Annotated in this window: 16 protein-coding genes; 12 read left to right on the forward strand and 4 right to left on the reverse strand. The window is 66.5% G+C overall.

The features are described from left to right. Window positions 1–46 precede the first annotated feature (46 nt). The gene (locus QOL68_RS07840; RefSeq protein ID WP_282949129.1) at window positions 47–445 is read right to left on the reverse strand and encodes a DUF2141 domain-containing protein; all 399 of its coding nucleotides are present in this window, start codon (window positions 443–445) and stop codon (window positions 47–49) included. Beyond that, window positions 402–1,151, reverse strand: a complete 750-nt coding sequence (locus QOL68_RS07845; protein WP_282949127.1) for a sterol desaturase family protein — start codon at window positions 1,149–1,151, stop codon at window positions 402–404. Before QOL68_RS07845 ends, QOL68_RS07840 begins: the two co-directional genes overlap by 44 nt. 46 nt (window positions 1,152–1,197) lie before the next feature. On the opposite strand from QOL68_RS07845, the gene crtY reads away from it, so the two are divergent. The 10 genes from crtY to QOL68_RS07895 all read left to right on the forward strand — a co-directional run bounded on the left by crtY (window position 1,198) and on the right by QOL68_RS07895 (window position 10,540). Beyond that, window positions 1,198–2,355, forward strand: a complete 1,158-nt coding sequence (gene crtY / locus QOL68_RS07850; protein ID WP_282949124.1) for a lycopene beta-cyclase CrtY — start codon at window positions 1,198–1,200, stop codon at window positions 2,353–2,355. Beyond that, window positions 2,352–3,824 (forward strand): phytoene desaturase, encoded by a 1,473-nt coding sequence (locus QOL68_RS07855; RefSeq protein ID WP_282949122.1) that lies wholly within the window; start codon window positions 2,352–2,354, stop codon window positions 3,822–3,824. Before crtY ends, QOL68_RS07855 begins: the two co-directional genes overlap by 4 nt. Continuing rightward, on the forward strand, window positions 3,824–4,405 hold the full coding sequence (locus tag QOL68_RS07860) for an LOG family protein (protein WP_282949259.1): 582 nt from the start codon (window positions 3,824–3,826) through the stop codon (window positions 4,403–4,405). Before QOL68_RS07855 ends, QOL68_RS07860 begins: the two co-directional genes overlap by 1 nt. Next, window positions 4,405–5,367 (forward strand): phytoene/squalene synthase family protein, encoded by a 963-nt coding sequence (locus QOL68_RS07865; RefSeq protein WP_282949120.1) that lies wholly within the window; start codon window positions 4,405–4,407, stop codon window positions 5,365–5,367. The genes QOL68_RS07860 and QOL68_RS07865 overlap by 1 nt, the downstream gene beginning before the upstream one ends. After that, a complete protein-coding gene (gene pnuC / locus QOL68_RS07870; RefSeq protein ID WP_282949118.1) occupies window positions 5,364–5,933 on the forward strand; it encodes a nicotinamide riboside transporter PnuC in 570 nt (189 codons plus the stop codon). Before QOL68_RS07865 ends, pnuC begins: the two co-directional genes overlap by 4 nt. Further along, complete coding sequence (locus QOL68_RS07875; protein WP_058455210.1) at window positions 5,930–6,448, forward strand: AAA family ATPase; 519 nt, start codon at window positions 5,930–5,932, stop codon at window positions 6,446–6,448. The genes pnuC and QOL68_RS07875 overlap by 4 nt, the downstream gene beginning before the upstream one ends. Window positions 6,449–6,523: 75 nt before the next feature. Then, window positions 6,524–7,174, forward strand: a complete 651-nt coding sequence (locus tag QOL68_RS07880; protein WP_282949115.1) for a 5'-methylthioadenosine/S-adenosylhomocysteine nucleosidase family protein — start codon at window positions 6,524–6,526, stop codon at window positions 7,172–7,174. A gap of 64 nt (window positions 7,175–7,238) precedes the next feature. After that, window positions 7,239–7,790: a tetratricopeptide repeat protein gene (locus QOL68_RS07885; RefSeq protein WP_282949113.1), complete on the forward strand. Its 552-nt coding sequence runs from the start codon at window positions 7,239–7,241 to the stop codon at window positions 7,788–7,790. A gap of 145 nt (window positions 7,791–7,935) precedes the next feature. Continuing rightward, window positions 7,936–9,768, forward strand: a complete 1,833-nt coding sequence (typA, locus tag QOL68_RS07890) for a translational GTPase TypA (protein ID WP_282949111.1) — start codon at window positions 7,936–7,938, stop codon at window positions 9,766–9,768. Window positions 9,769–9,970: 202 nt separating this feature from the next. Next, window positions 9,971–10,540, forward strand: coding sequence for a pseudouridine synthase (locus QOL68_RS07895; protein ID WP_282949109.1), 570 nt, complete (start codon window positions 9,971–9,973; stop codon window positions 10,538–10,540). 56 nt (window positions 10,541–10,596) lie between these two features. Here QOL68_RS07895 and QOL68_RS07900 read toward each other — a convergent pair whose 3' ends face one another. Together QOL68_RS07900 and QOL68_RS07905 are read right to left on the reverse strand one after the other, a co-directional pair. Next, a complete protein-coding gene (locus tag QOL68_RS07900; RefSeq protein ID WP_282949108.1) occupies window positions 10,597–11,568 on the reverse strand; it encodes an alpha/beta fold hydrolase in 972 nt (323 codons plus the stop codon). A gap of 74 nt (window positions 11,569–11,642) precedes the next feature. Next, window positions 11,643–12,194, reverse strand: coding sequence for a carboxymuconolactone decarboxylase family protein (locus QOL68_RS07905; RefSeq protein ID WP_282949105.1), 552 nt, complete (start codon window positions 12,192–12,194; stop codon window positions 11,643–11,645). Window positions 12,195–12,308: 114 nt separating this feature from the next. On the opposite strand from QOL68_RS07905, the gene QOL68_RS07910 reads away from it, so the two are divergent. Next, a complete protein-coding gene (locus QOL68_RS07910) occupies window positions 12,309–13,250 on the forward strand; it encodes a LysR family transcriptional regulator (protein ID WP_282949103.1) in 942 nt (313 codons plus the stop codon). 87 nt (window positions 13,251–13,337) lie between these two features. Beyond that, entirely contained in the window at window positions 13,338–13,832 is a 495-nt protein-coding gene (locus tag QOL68_RS07915; protein WP_282949101.1) for a hypothetical protein, read from the forward strand. Window positions 13,833–13,834: the final 2 nt, after the last annotated feature.

Consider the following 13,834-nt stretch of genomic DNA (forward strand, 5'->3'; position numbering starts at 1 on the left):
AACACGAAAAATCCGTCGCATCGCGCCATCCCTCGCCGGGCCGTGCCTACAGCATATATTTCATCCGGATGGACTGGCGCGTGTCGCCCGTCACCACGAAGCTCGCCGACTTGAAGCTCGGGGGCCCCATGCCGATCGCCGGGTTGCGCGAGAAGCCGAAGCCTTCCTTTGGCAGAAACAGCGCCATATCCATCCTGTTGTTGGCATTTTCGTCATGCACCACCGCGATCGCATAGGTGCCGTCGGCGGGCGCGTGGATCACGAAATTGCCGGCGTCGACCGCCTTGACCGCCATCCGCACCGAGGCCTTGTCCTTGCTGCAATCGGGGAAAGCCTTGGGGTTCGTGGTCAGGCAGACGAGAATCTGGCCCTTGTCGTTGCGCAGGCCGGTGATGCCGACCTCAACCGTCGGCGGCGCGCTCGCGGCGGTCAGCAGCAGCGGCAAAAGAACCGAGCCCGATATCCGTGCCGCACGCCTTGTCCCAGAAACGGAAATAGAGCCCATAATTCCCCCGATAGGCGGCGTGATGCGCCTCGTGATGCGTCGCGGTTATCAGCCAGCGCCCCGCGGGTCCATGCACCAGCGCGCGCGGGAACATCTCCCATCCCATATGATTGCCAACGCCCATCACGGTCATGATCGTCAGCACCAGCCCCAGCACCGCGACATGGATCGGGATCAGGAACACCAAAGCCGGGATGACCACCGCGCCGGTGATCGCCTCGACCGGGTGAAAGCTCATCGCCGCCCAGGCGGTCGGCGGGCGGCTCCGGTGATGCACCGCATGCGCGATGCGGAACCAGCGTGGCCGGTGCATCAGCCTGTGCGTCCAGTAAAACCATGTGTCGTGGAGCATCAGATAGGCGAGCAGGCTGACCGGCAAATACCAGAGCGGAAGAGCGTGAACGTCGGTGTAGATGCGCGTCCAGCCGCGTTCCTGCCATCCCCAGGCCACGACGCCCGCCGGAATGCCGTAGATCGCGGCGCTCGCAAGGCTCCAGCCGATCTCGCGCTTCATCTGCGGTTCGAGGCCGCGATAGAGGCCCGGGTGCTTGATCCGCGTCGCCAGCGCGAAGCCGCCGCTGCTGATCAGATAGCGCACCCCGACGATCAGTGTCATCGCGAGCGCGGAGAAAAGGATCGCCGCCATGCACGAAGCGATAGCCGCCCGCGCGCGCTGCGGCTAGGGCAGACGCATGGCCGCGTCGAACACCGACTCTTGTGACATAGCGATCGTCGGCGGCGGGCTCGCGGGCGGGCTCGCGGCGCTCGCGCTCGCGGCAAAGCGGCCGGGCCTCGACGTCCGGCTGGTCGAGCCCGGCCCGATCGGCGGCAATCATATCTGGTCCTTCTTCGACAGCGACATCGCGAAGCGCGACCGCTGGCTCGTCGCACCGCTCGTCCGGTATCATTGGGATCGGTACGACGTCGCTTTCCCCGCGCACGCCCGGACGCTGCGCATGGGGTATAAGAGCATTACCGGCGAAGCGTTGGCCGAGGCGGTCGCGGCAGCGCTGCCCGAGGGCCGCATCCTCGCCGACAAGGCCAAGCATGTCGCGCCCGACCATCTGCTGCTGGCGCGCGGCGGGCGGCTTTCGGCGAAGCATGTCATCGACGCGCGCGGCGCGGGCAAGCTTTCGGACCTCGATTGCGGCTGGCAGAAATTCGTCGGCCAGGCGCTGATCGTCGAGGGCGGGCATGGCATCGACCGCCCCCTCGTGATGGATGCTACCGTCGAACAGCTGGACGGCTACCGCTTCGTCTATCTGCTCCCGTTCGATGCCGAGACGATCTTCGTCGAGGACACCTATTATAGCGACAGCCCCGATCTCGACGTTGCGGCGGTCCGGGGCCGGATCGCCGACTATGCGGCGCGGCGCCAATGGAATGTGACCGCGACCACGCGCGAGGAAACCGGCGTGCTCCCGGTGGTCGTCGCGGGCGATTTCGACCGCCTCTGGCCAGAATCGGACCGCACCGGGCGGATCGGCGTGCGCGCCGGGGTGTTTCATGCCCTCACGGGATATTCGTTGCCCGATGCCGTGCGAACCGCCGCGGCGCTGCCCGATCTGATCGACGGTGCCGATCTGCCGATCCTTTTGCGCGATCGCGCCGCCGCATCCTGGCGCCGCCAGCGCTTCTATCGCATGCTCGGCGCGATGCTCTTCCGCGCCGCCGAGCCCGCCGAACGTTACCGCATCTTCGAGCGCTTCTATCGCCTGTCACCGGGCCTCATCGCGCGCTTCTATGCCGGACGGCCGAACGCCGCCGACAAGCTCAGAATATTGTCGGGCAAACCGCCCGTACCCGTCGGCCGCGCGATTGCGGCGCTTTCGAGATTGGACTGGAAATGACCCGCCGCGCGATCGTCATCGGCGCCGGATTCGGTGGGCTCGCGCTCGCGATCCGGCTGCAATCGGCGGGTGTTCAAACCACGATCGTCGAGGCGCGCGACAAGCCCGGCGGGCGCGCCTATCATTGGCGGAAGGACGGTTTCACCTTCGACGCCGGTCCGACGGTGATCACCGATCCGCCGTGCCTGCAGGAACTGTGGGCGCTCAGCGGCCAGGACATGGCGGCCGATGTCGATCTCATGCCCGTGATGCCCTTCTATCGCCTGAACTGGCCCGACGGGACGAACTTCGACTATTCGAACGACGAAGCCGCGCTGCGCGCCGAAATCGCAAAGCTGAACCCCGCCGACATCGACGGCTACGACCATTTTCTCGATTATTCGAGGGGCGTGTACGAACAGGGCTATGTGAAGCTCGGCGCGGTTGCCTTCCTCGACTTCGCGTCGATGATCCGCGCCGCGCCTGCGCTGATGAAATACCAGGCCTGGCGCAGCGTCTATTCGATCGTTTCGTCCTATGTCGACGACGAGCGGCTGCGGCAGGCGCTGTCCTTTCATACCTTGCTGGTCGGCGGCAATCCAATGACGACGAGCAGCATCTACGCGCTCATCCACACGATCGAAAAGGACGGCGGCGTCTGGTTCGCGCGTGGCGGGACCAATGCCCTGGTGCGTGCGATGGTGCGGCTGTTCGAAGGGCTTGGCGGCGTGCTCCGGCTGGGTGATCCGGCGGCGAAGATCGAAACCGCCGGCGACCGTGTCACCGGTGTGACGACCACGAGCGGCTGGCACGCCGACGCCGACATGGTCGCGTGCAACGGCGATCTGATGCACAGCTACAAGGATTTGCTAGGTCACCGGCGCGGCGCCAAGGTCGCGAAGCGCCTGACGCGCAAACGCTGGTCGCCCTCGCTCTTCGTCGTTCATTTCGGCGTGAGGGGTGATTATCCCGACATCGCGCACCACAGCATTCTTTTCGGTCCGCGCTACAAGGGGCTGCTCGACGACATTTACGGCGGCACGGTGCCTGAGGATTTCTCGCTCTATCTCCATCACCCGAGCATCACCGACCCCGCGATGGCGCCCCCGGGACATTCGGCCTTCTACGCGCTCGCGCCGGTCGCGCATCTCGGCAAGGCCAAGGCCGATTGGGACGGCGCGTTCGGCGAGCAATTTGCCGACGCGATCCTCGATGAGGTCGAGCGCCGCGTGGCGCCCGGCCTCCGCGCCAACCTCGTCACCCGCTTCCACTACACGCCGCAAGATTTCGGCCGCGACCTGTCGGCGCATCTTGGCAGCGCTTTCAGCCTTGAGCCCGTGCTGTGGCAAAGTGCGTGGTTCCGCGCTCACAATCGCGACGATGTGATTTCCAATCTTTACTTCGTCGGCGCGGGGACGCATCCGGGCGCGGGAATCCCCGGCGTCGTCGGCAGTGCCAAGGCGACCGCCCAATTGATGTTGGAAACATGATGAAACGCCTGGCCGTCTATTGCGGGTCCGCGACCCCCGACGATCCGATCTATATCGAAACCGCGCGCCATGTCGGCCGCACGCTCGCGGAGCGCGGCATCGGCGTTGTCTATGGCGGCGGCCGGCTCGGGCTGATGGGCGCGGTCGCCGACAGCGCCTTGGAAGCCGGCGGCGAAGTGATCGGGATCATCCCCGAGGCTCTCGTCGGCGCCGAGGTCGCGCACCGCGGCTGCACCGAGCTCCACGTCGTCAGCGGCATGCACGAGCGCAAGAAGATGTTCACCGACCTGTCCGACGGTTTCCTCACCATTCCGGGCGGCGTCGGCACGATGGACGAATTGTGGGAAGCGATCAGCTGGGCGCAACTCGGCTACCACAGCAAGCCGGTGGGGGTGCTGAACGCGGCGGGTTTCTACAATGAGCTCATCGCCTTCAACCGCAAGATGGTCGAGGTCGGTTTCATCCGTCCGGCGCACGCCGGGATCATGATCGTCGACGCGGGGCTCGACGAATTGCTCGACAAGATGGCGAACTACGAGCCGCACAAGACGATCTTCGCGATGAAGGCCGAAAATCTGTAATGATCGACGGGGGGGCCTATGACGCACATGCCCTCCACGGTTTCGCGCACGACAGCATCGCGCGCGGATCGAAAAGCTTTGCGCTTGCCAGCCAGCTCTTCGACCGGATCACGCGCGAACGCGTCTGGCTGCTCTACGCCTGGTGCCGCGCCGCCGACGACCTCGTCGACGGGCAGGACCATGGCGGCGCGATGCAGGCGGGTCATGATCCCGTAGCCGCCGTCGCGCATATCCGCCTACAAAGCGACCGGGCTTTCGCCGGCGAACCGACCGGCGAGCCCGCTTTCGACGCGCTGGGGCTGCTGCTCACCGAGATCGACATTCCGCGCGCGGTGATCGATGACATCGTCGCGGGCTTCGAGCTTGACGCGAAGGACTGGCGTCCGCGCAGCGAGCAGGACCTGCTGCGCTATTGCTATCATGTCGCGGGGGCGGTGGGTGTCGCGATGGCGCTGGTGATGGGCGTGCCGCCTGCCGACGAAACCACGCTCGACCGTGCGTCGGACCTCGGCATCGCGTTCCAGCTTGCCAATATTGCGCGCGACGTGGCGGAGGATGCCGCCGCCGACCGCTGTTACCTGCCCGTCGAATGGATGGTCGAACTCGACATCCCGCCCGGCCAGCACATGCACCCCGCCTTTCGCGGGCGGCTGTCGGTGATGGCGAAATGGCTATCCGAACTGGCGGAGGAGTATGAGGCCTCGGCGCGCTGGGGTGCCCGCAAGCTGCCGCCGCGCAGCCGCTGGGCGGTGCTCGCGGCGATGGGTATCTATGGCGACATCGCGCGCGAGGTGCGCGCGCGCGGCGACCATGCCTGGGACCATCGCGCCTCGACGTCTCGCCTCTCCAAGCTCGGGTGGGTTGCGCGCGCCGGCTGGTCGGTTCTGCGCCGTCCGCCGGAGCGGCGGATCAGCCGCGACGGTCTGTGGACGCGCGCCCGGGGCGATGAGGCGCCCGCATGAGCTGGATCGAATGGCTGGCCGCCGCGCTGGTCCTCATCAATGTCGCGCTCGTCGCGCTGCGCAGCGTGTGGAACTACCCCTTCGCGCTCGTCGCGGTCAGCCTCTACGCCTTCGTCTTCTTCGAAGCGAAATTGTACAGCGACATGCTGCTGCAGGGCTTTTTCCTCGTCCTCAACCTCTATGGCCTCATCGCCTGGGTCCGGGCGCGCGAGGACAGCGGCGTTCCGGTCGGCTGGCTGAGCGAACGCGCGCGCTGGATCTGGGGCAGCGTCACTTTCGCCGCCTGGATCGTCTGGAGCGCCGCGATGCACCGCTTCACCGACGCCGCCGCGCCATGGATCGACGGCGGCATCGCGATGATGAGCATCACCGCGCAATGGCTGCTCGCGCGGCGGCGCGTCGAAAGCTGGTGGCTGTGGATTGCCGTCGACCTGATCGCGGTGCCGCTGTTCGCGTGGCGCGGCCTCTATGCGACGAGCGCGGTCTATGTCGTCCTGCTCGGCCTGTCGATCGATGGACTGATCCAGTGGCGCCGCGCGGCGTTGACCGGCGCGATCCCCGAATGACACGCCATATCTGCCTTCACGGCGCAGAGAGCACGGGCAAGTCGACGCTCGCGCCGCGACTTGCCTTTCGCCTCGGCGCGCTCGTCGTTCCCGAATATGGCCGCACCTATGCCGAAGAGCACGGCACCGAGTTTGACGAGATCGATCTGCTCGCGATTTTCGACGGCCATGTCGCGGCGACGCGGGCGGCGCTTGCGCAAAATCCCCAGTGGCTGGTGTCGGACACCGACCCGCTGATGACGCAGGCTTGGGCGGTCATGCTGCTCGGTCGGCGCTTGCCCGAGATCGACCTATGGGACGAGCCCGCCGACCTCTATCTCGTCCCGGCGATGAATCTGCCGTGGGAGGAGGATGGAACGCGCCTGTTCGGCAGCGACCTCGCACGGCGCCAGTTCATGGACGTCGCGATCGGCGAGCTCGAGCGGCGGAACCTGCGCTGGGCGTGGGTCGATGGCGACGGCAACGAGCGGCTCGAGAATGCGGTGGCGGCGATGCGCGCGGCGGGGCTTTTGTAGGCGCAAACCGGTCGGTTGGCATCATCTCTGCGCGAATCCTCTTCCATCCGGCCTTGCGGTCGCTACACAGCCGCCATGGCCAACATTTTGATCCTCGCCGCGCTCGCCGAAGAAGGCGATGCGCTGTTCGCCGACGCGGGAAAGAAGCGCGATGGCGTCTTCGCCCCGCGCCGCCTCACCGTGAACGGCCACGACCTGACCATCGTCATCTCGGGCCTCGGCAAGGTCAATGCCGCGCTCGCCGCCGGGATGCTCGGCGGCGATGCCGATCTGTTGGTGATGAGTGGCACTTGCGGGTCGCTGGGTGCGGCCCCCGGCGCGTACTGGCTCGCCGAGGCGGTGCAGCATGATTATGGCGCGAACGAGCCCGGCCGGTTCCGCCGTTACCGCGCGGGCGAGTGGCCGATCGGCAAAGCGGGCGAAGCGAATTTCGCGGCGATGCCCGACCCGGGGCTCGGCCTGCCGCACGCACGGATCGCGAGCGGCGACAGCTTCGTCGCTTGTCCCGACGCTGCGGCGGACCTCAAATCGCTTGGCGCGACATTGGTCGATATGGAGGTCGGTGCGGTTGCCCAGGTGGCGGCGCGGCTCGGCAAACCGTGGGCGGCGATCAAGGCGGTAACCGACGAGGCGAACGGCGACAGCGCGGGCGATTTTCATGCGAATCTGGTACGCGCGGCGCATTCGGCGGGGCGCGAGATCGAGCGGTTGATCGCAGCGATCTGACCGTTTCCCGCTGGGCCCGGCTGTGTTAGCCTCGCGGCTTGACTCGGCCATGGGAGAGGTCGTCATGCACTATCGGTCTTTGTTTGGCCTGTTCGCGGCCTGCGCATTATTGGCCGCGCCGCCAGCCGTCGCGGCGGACGGCGACGTCGGCGGGGGAGGTTCGACCCCCGACCAGATTGCGGCCGCTTATGACCCGACCGCCGACTATCAGGCGGGTGCCGACGCCTATGCGACGGGCGATTACGCCGCAGCCGCGAAGGCGTTTCGCAAGATCGTCGCGGCGGTGCCGAAGAATCCGCAGGCCAATTACCTGCTCGGCGCCAGCCTGATGGCGCAAGGCGATTACGCGCGCGCGGTCAAGCCGTTCGAGACGGCGCTGCGCTATGACGAAAAGATGATCGACGCGCGGCGCGACCTCGGCATTGCGCAGGCGACGCTGGGCAAGACGGAAAAGGCGACCGAACAGCTCGCGGCGCTGAAAGCCCTGCAGGAGGCGTGTGGCGGCATTTGCGCCAATTCGGCAAAGATCACTGACGGGATCGCGCGGATCGAGGCGGCGATCGCCGCTGGTCCGCAGGCGCAAGGCTGGGTCGAACCCGAGATCCGGCTGGTGTAGCGGGGCCGCGCGGCCCGCTGGCGCAGGCGCGGCGCCTTCAGGCAGCGCATCGGCAATTTTGTTGCGATGCAGCAGCGCTTCTGTTAGGGGCGCGGCGTTTCGCGGCGCTCTGCGCGCTGCCCCCTCCCATCAAGGCCCTCTCCGCATGTCTTTGCGCAATATCGCCATTATTGCCCACGTCGATCATGGCAAGACCACCCTCGTCGACCAGCTCTTCCGCCAGTCGGGCACCTTCCGCGACAACCAGCGTGTTGAGGAAAGAGCCATGGATTCCAATGACTTGGAGAAAGAGCGCGGGATCACGATTCTCGCGAAGTGCACCTCGGTCGAGTGGGGCGAAGGCGCCGATGCGACGCGCATCAACATCGTCGACACGCCGGGCCACGCCGACTTCGGCGGCGAGGTCGAGCGTATCCTGTCGATGGTCGACGGCGTCATCCTGCTCGTCGACGCGGCCGAAGGCCCGATGCCGCAGACCAAGTTCGTCACCGGCAAGGCGCTCGCGCTCGGCCTGAAGCCGATCGTCGTCGTCAACAAGATCGACCGCAGCGACGCGCGCGCCGCCGAGGTGCTCGACGAGGTGTTCGAGCTGTTCCTGACGCTCGAAGCCAATGACGAGCAGCTCGACTTCCCGATCCTCTATGCCTCGGGCCGAGGCGGCTATGCCTCGGAAAGCCCCGACGCGCGCGAAGGCACGCTCGAGCCGCTGTTCCAGACGATCGTCAACCATGTGCCGACCCCCGGCCTCGACGAGGACGCGCCCTTCACCTTCCTCGCGACGCTGCTCGACCGCGACAATTTCATCGGCCGCATCCTGACCGGCCGCGTCCAGTCGGGCACGGTCAAGGTCAACCAGCCGATCCACGCGCTCGACATGGACGGCAAGGTCATCGAGACCGGCCGCGCGTCGAAGCTGCTCGCCTTCCGCGGCCTCGACCGCGTGCCCGTCGAGGAAGCCAAGGCGGGCGACATCGTCGCGATCGCGGGGCTGACCAACGCGACCGTCGCGAACACGATCGCCGACACCAGCGTCAGCGAGCCGATCGCCGCGCAGCCGATCGACCCGCCGACGCTGTCGATGCGCTTTGCCGTCAACGACAGCCCGATGGCGGGGCGCGAGGGCAGCAAGGTGACGAGCCGCATGATCCGCGACCGCCTGTTCCGCGAAGCCGAGACGAACGTCGCGATCCGCATCACCGAAAGCGCCGACAAGGACAGCTTCGAAGTCGCCGGGCGCGGCGAGCTCCAGCTTGGCGTGCTCATCGAAACGATGCGCCGCGAAGGCTTCGAACTCGGCATCAGCCGCCCGAAGGTGCTGTACGGCACCGACGAGAGCGGCGCGCGCACCGAACCTTATGAAACCGTCGTCATCGACGTCGACGACGAACATTCGGGCACGGTCGTCGAGAAGATGCAGATCCGCAAGGCCGACCTTACCGACATGCGCCCGTCGGGCGGCGGCAAGACGCGCATCACCTTCAGCGGCCCGTCGCGCGGCCTGATCGGCTATCACGGCGAATTCCTGTCGGACACGCGCGGCACCGGCATCATGAACCGGCTGTTCGAGAAATACGGGCCCTACAAGGGCGTGATCGAGGGGCGCAAGAACGGCGTCCTCATCTCGAACGGCAATGGCGAAGCCGTCGCCTACGCGCTCGGCCCGCTCGAAGAGCGCGGCATCCTGTTCGTCTCGCCCGGCGAGGCGCTCTATGAGGGCATGATCATCGGCGAGAATGCCAAGCCCGAGGATCTGGAAGTCAACCCGATGAAGTCGAAGCAGCTCACGAACTTCCGTTCGACGGGCAAGGACGACGCGATCCGCCTGACCCCGCCGCGCCGCATGACGCTGGAACAGGCGATCGCCTATATCGACGACGACGAGATGGTCGAAGTGACCCCGAAGAACATCCGCATCCGCAAGGCGATCCTCGACCCGCACGAGCGGAAGAAAGCGAGCCGCAAGAAGGAAGCGGCGTAAGAGACAGACCGGCGGCCCAAAAAAGGCCGCCGGTTTTTCGTTGGGGCGTCTCTTTCGGTTTTCGTCATGCTGAACTCGTTTCAGCATCCATGGCTCGCGCTCTCGTTCGGCGCCGCGTTACCGGCTGGGGCAGGCCATGGACCCTGAAACAAGTTCAGGGTGACGAGGAGTGGAGCGAACGGGATATGAAGAGATCGACGCCGTGAGCCGCCTGATCCTGTTCAACAAGCCTTATGGCGTGCTGTCGCAATTCACCGACAGGCGCGGGATGGGGGGCATGACCGCGCCCGCGGATGGCCCGCGCGCGACGCTGTCGGACTATATCGACGTGCCCGGCGTCTATCCCGCCGGGCGGCTCGACCGCGATAGCGAGGGGCTGCTGATCCTGACCGACGACGGCGCGCTGCAGGCGCGGATATCGTCGCCGAAGCACAAGATGCCCAAAACCTATCTGGCGCAGGTCGAGGGCGAGCCCGACGACGCCGCGCTGGCGGCGCTGCGCCGCGGGGTCACGCTGAACGACGGCCCGACGCGCCCCGCGGCGGTCCGCCGCATCGACCCGCCCCCGCTCTGGGACCGCGACCCGCCGGTGCGATACCGCAAGAGCGTGCCCGATGCGTGGCTCGAACTCACCATCACCGAAGGCCGCAACCGCCAGGTCCGCCGGATGACCGCTGCAGTGGGGTTCCCGACGCTGCGGCTGGTGCGGTGGCGCATCGGAGCGTGGGATATCGGGGACTTGGGGTTGGGGGAGTGGCGTAGCATCGCGTGATCGCGGCGCCGACCGGGGACGCGCCGCCCCCGACCGACGCCGCCCTGTTCCCGAGACTAGCGGCCGGCGAAGCTTGCCTTGATTTCGCGGCCGATCGTCACGGCATTCTCGTCGATCACGAAATGGCCGGCGTCGAGCCAGACGAGGCGCGCATCGGGCAGGTCGCGCTTATAGGCTTCGGCGCCCGGCGCGATGAAGATCGGATCGTTCTTGCCCCACAGAATCAGCGTCTTCGGCCGATACTGACGGAACAGCGCGTGCCATTTGTCGTAAGATGCGACGTTCGAGCGATAATCCTCGAACAGGTCGAGCTGGATCGCGTCGTTGCCGGGACGGTCGAGCAGCGCCTGATCGATCGTCCAATTGTCGGGATTGATCGCGTCCGGGTTTTTTGCGCCATAGCTGTACTGGAACCGGGTCGTGTCGAGCGTGAGGAGGGTGCGCGCGCTGGCTTCCGACGCAGCGTTGCGCTGTTGACCGATGGGCAGCAGTGCCTGCTTCACCGGATCGCCGACGCCGTCGAGATAGGCGTTGGCGTTCTGGATCACGAAGCCTTTCACCTGCGTCGGGCGCTGCGCGAAGAGCCGGAAGCCGACCGGGCCTCCATAGTCCTGCATATAGAGGACGTAGGATTTGAGCCCGAGCTGATCGATCAGGTCCGCGACATGCGCGGCGAGATTGTCGAAATTATAGTCGAATTCGGACGCGGGCGGCGCGTCGGACTGGCCGAAGCCGACGTAGTCCGGCGCGATGACATGGAATTTGTCGGCCAGCTGCGGGATCAGGTCGCGATACATCTGGCTGCTACTCGGAAAGCCGTGGAGCAGCACGATCGTCGGCGCCGCCGGGTCGCCGGCTTCGCGATAGAAGATCTTGCGGCCGTTTACGGTCGCGAAATGGTAGCTGGTGGAGTGGATCGCCGATGCGGCGGCGGGCGCCGACGCGGCGGGCGCGGCCTCGGCCGAAAGCGGGGCCGCAGCAAGCAGGGCGATCGCGACGGCGCGGATCAGATTGCGATATTGGGTCATGACGGGTTCCTGTTGGCAGGGTGAGGGGTGGGCGCCGCTAGGGGACGGAGAAGCGGCGCCCGTTTCCGCGCGGTTCAGGCGGGGGTTCGCGCCTGGACGACGGGGAAGTCGATCTCGGTTCGGAAGGCTTCGTTGACGTAGTTGGTGAAGCTGTTGAGCGCGACGTGCAGAACGATCTCGAGCGCCTGTGCATCGGTATATCCTGCCTCGCGAAGCGCAGCGACATCGGCCTCGGCGACATGGCCGCGATTGTGGACAAGCGCGGCGGCGAAGCGGACGGCGGCATCGGCGACCGGGTCGTTCGACGCGCCGCTGCGGTTCGCGGTCATCTCGGCATCGTCGAGCTTGGCGACATTGCGCCCGAGATAGGTGTGTGCGGAGAGGCAATAGCCGCAGCCGTTTATCTCGGCGACGGCCAGCGCGATCCGCTCGCGCGTCGCGGCGGGCAGGCTGCCCTTGCCGAGCGCGCCCATCAGGCCGACATAGCCTTCGAGCGCCTGCGGGCTCGTCGCGACCAGCCGGAACAGGTTGGGGACGCTGCCGATCTGGGCCTTTACGGCCTGAAGCATGGCTTGCGAAGCGGCGGGCGCCGCCTCGATCGTCGCGGGAGTGGGGATCAGGGACATGGGTTTGACCTTTCGTCTGGGGGCCGGGGTTGGCCTGCCGTTGATATAGATCCTCCATATTTCCGAGAGTATTGGTCGATTGCGAAAACTATCCTTCCATATTATGGAAGGAAGATGGATCGGTTCGAGGCCATGCGGACGCTTGTCGCCGCGATCGACGGCGGCAGTCTTTCCGCTGCGTCGCGCGCCCTCGGCATTCCGCTGGCGACCGTGAGCCGCAGGGTATCGGATCTGGAAGCAAGGCTGGGTACCCGGCTGGTTGTCCGGACCAGCCGCCGACTCATCCCGACCGAGGAAGGCGCCCCCTTCATTGCCACGGCGCGGCGCATTCTCGAGGACTTGGGCGAAGCGGAACGCGCTGCCTCGGGGGAATATAGAGCGCCCCGCGGCGAATTGCTGGTCACCGCGCCGATCATGTTCGGCAAGCTGCACGTCGCGCCGATCGTTCATGATTTTCTGGCCATCTATCCCGATGTGACGGTGCGACTGGTGCTTTCGGATGCGGTGGTCGATCTGGTCGAAAATCATGTCGACGTGGCGGTGCGGATCGGCAACCTTCCCGACAGCAGCCTGATCGCGCGCCGGGTTGGTCAAGTGCGGTGGGTTGTTTGTGCCAGCCCCGACTATCTCGCGCGCCACGCGGCGCCCGAAAAACCCTCCGATCTGTCCGGTCATGCGTGCATCGCTTTCGAGGGGCTGCAGACCTATCGCCAATGGCCGTTCGGCATCGGAGGCGACGCAGCGTCGATAGCCATCCGGCCGCGTTTTTCGATTAACACTGCCGACGGCGTCATCGACGGCGCGATCAAAGGTCTCGGTGTAGCACGGATCATGTCGTATCAGGCGTCGGTCGGGGTCAGCGAAGGTCGGTTGGTTCCCATCCTTGAGTCCGACAGCCCGGCGCCGATCCCGGTCCATCTGGTACATTCCGCCCAAGCGCTGCAGCCCTTGAAGTTGCGTGCGTTCATGGATTTCATGATCCCGCGGATCGAGCGCGTTCTGACGCGCATCGACCAGGTCTTTGACCGGCGTCGCGCGGAAGGCCGCGTCGGGTAGGGCGAAGGCGGTCCCCCGCTAGTCGTCCGGCAGACTTCATCATTAGGCCATAATCGCGCCGCAGGTTGCGGGCGGGAGGATGGTATCATGCGACAATCGATGCTTGCGCTGGCGCTCGTCGCCACCGGCGCCGCGCCGCTGCACGCGCAGACGGTTCCGGTCGCGCCGCAGCCCGATGGCGACGCGACGCCGGTCGCGATGGGGGGCTTTGCGGGCGCGCGGGTCCGCATCCCGCTGGGCGGCGGGACGCGTGAGGACCGGCAGGTGCGCGCGGGGCTGACGATCGCGCCGATGCACTATCGCGGCGGCGGCGGCGATCTCCAGAGCTGGCGGTCGCGGATCGGCGAGGGGTTCGAGTTCGGCTTTCGCGGCGGCGGGCGCGCGCCGCAACTGACGCTTGCGGGGATGCGGCTGACCGGCGCGTCCGCCCGACCGGCGCCGGGGAAGGGGCACAGCAACCTGTCGGGCGGCAATGCGGGACTGATCGTCGTCGGGGTCGCGGCGCTGGTCGGCATCGGCCTGCTCGTCGCGCTGGGTGACACCAAGGATGATTGCACCGGGGGCGAATGCAACAACAATTAGCG

This window comes from Sphingopyxis sp. Geo25 (assembly GCF_949769135.1).
GTDB lineage: Bacteria > Pseudomonadota > Alphaproteobacteria > Sphingomonadales > Sphingomonadaceae > Sphingopyxis.

Bases quoted from the DNA above. Each gene is read 5' to 3' on its own strand.
- QOL68_RS07915 (WP_282949101.1), top strand. From the start codon at position 13,338: ATGCGACAATCGATGCTTGCGCTGGCGCTCGTCGCCACCGGCGCCGCG.
- QOL68_RS07865 (WP_282949120.1), top strand. From the start codon at position 4,405: ATGATCGACGGGGGGGCCTATGACGCACATGCCCTCCACGGTTTCGCG.
- QOL68_RS07905 (WP_282949105.1), bottom strand. From the start codon at position 12,194: ATGTCCCTGATCCCCACTCCCGCGACGATCGAGGCGGCGCCCGCCGCT.
- QOL68_RS07875 (WP_058455210.1), top strand. From the start codon at position 5,930: ATGACACGCCATATCTGCCTTCACGGCGCAGAGAGCACGGGCAAGTCG.
- typA (WP_282949111.1), top strand. From the start codon at position 7,936: ATGTCTTTGCGCAATATCGCCATTATTGCCCACGTCGATCATGGCAAG.
- QOL68_RS07900 (WP_282949108.1), bottom strand. From the start codon at position 11,568: ATGACCCAATATCGCAATCTGATCCGCGCCGTCGCGATCGCCCTGCTT.
- pnuC (WP_282949118.1), top strand. From the start codon at position 5,364: ATGAGCTGGATCGAATGGCTGGCCGCCGCGCTGGTCCTCATCAATGTC.
- QOL68_RS07855 (WP_282949122.1), top strand. From the start codon at position 2,352: ATGACCCGCCGCGCGATCGTCATCGGCGCCGGATTCGGTGGGCTCGCG.
- crtY (WP_282949124.1), top strand. From the start codon at position 1,198: ATGGCCGCGTCGAACACCGACTCTTGTGACATAGCGATCGTCGGCGGC.
- QOL68_RS07860 (WP_282949259.1), top strand. From the start codon at position 3,824: ATGAAACGCCTGGCCGTCTATTGCGGGTCCGCGACCCCCGACGATCCG.
- QOL68_RS07880 (WP_282949115.1), top strand. From the start codon at position 6,524: ATGGCCAACATTTTGATCCTCGCCGCGCTCGCCGAAGAAGGCGATGCG.
- QOL68_RS07845 (WP_282949127.1), bottom strand. From the start codon at position 1,151: ATGGCGGCGATCCTTTTCTCCGCGCTCGCGATGACACTGATCGTCGGG.
- QOL68_RS07885 (WP_282949113.1), top strand. From the start codon at position 7,239: ATGCACTATCGGTCTTTGTTTGGCCTGTTCGCGGCCTGCGCATTATTG.
- QOL68_RS07910 (WP_282949103.1), top strand. From the start codon at position 12,309: ATGGATCGGTTCGAGGCCATGCGGACGCTTGTCGCCGCGATCGACGGC.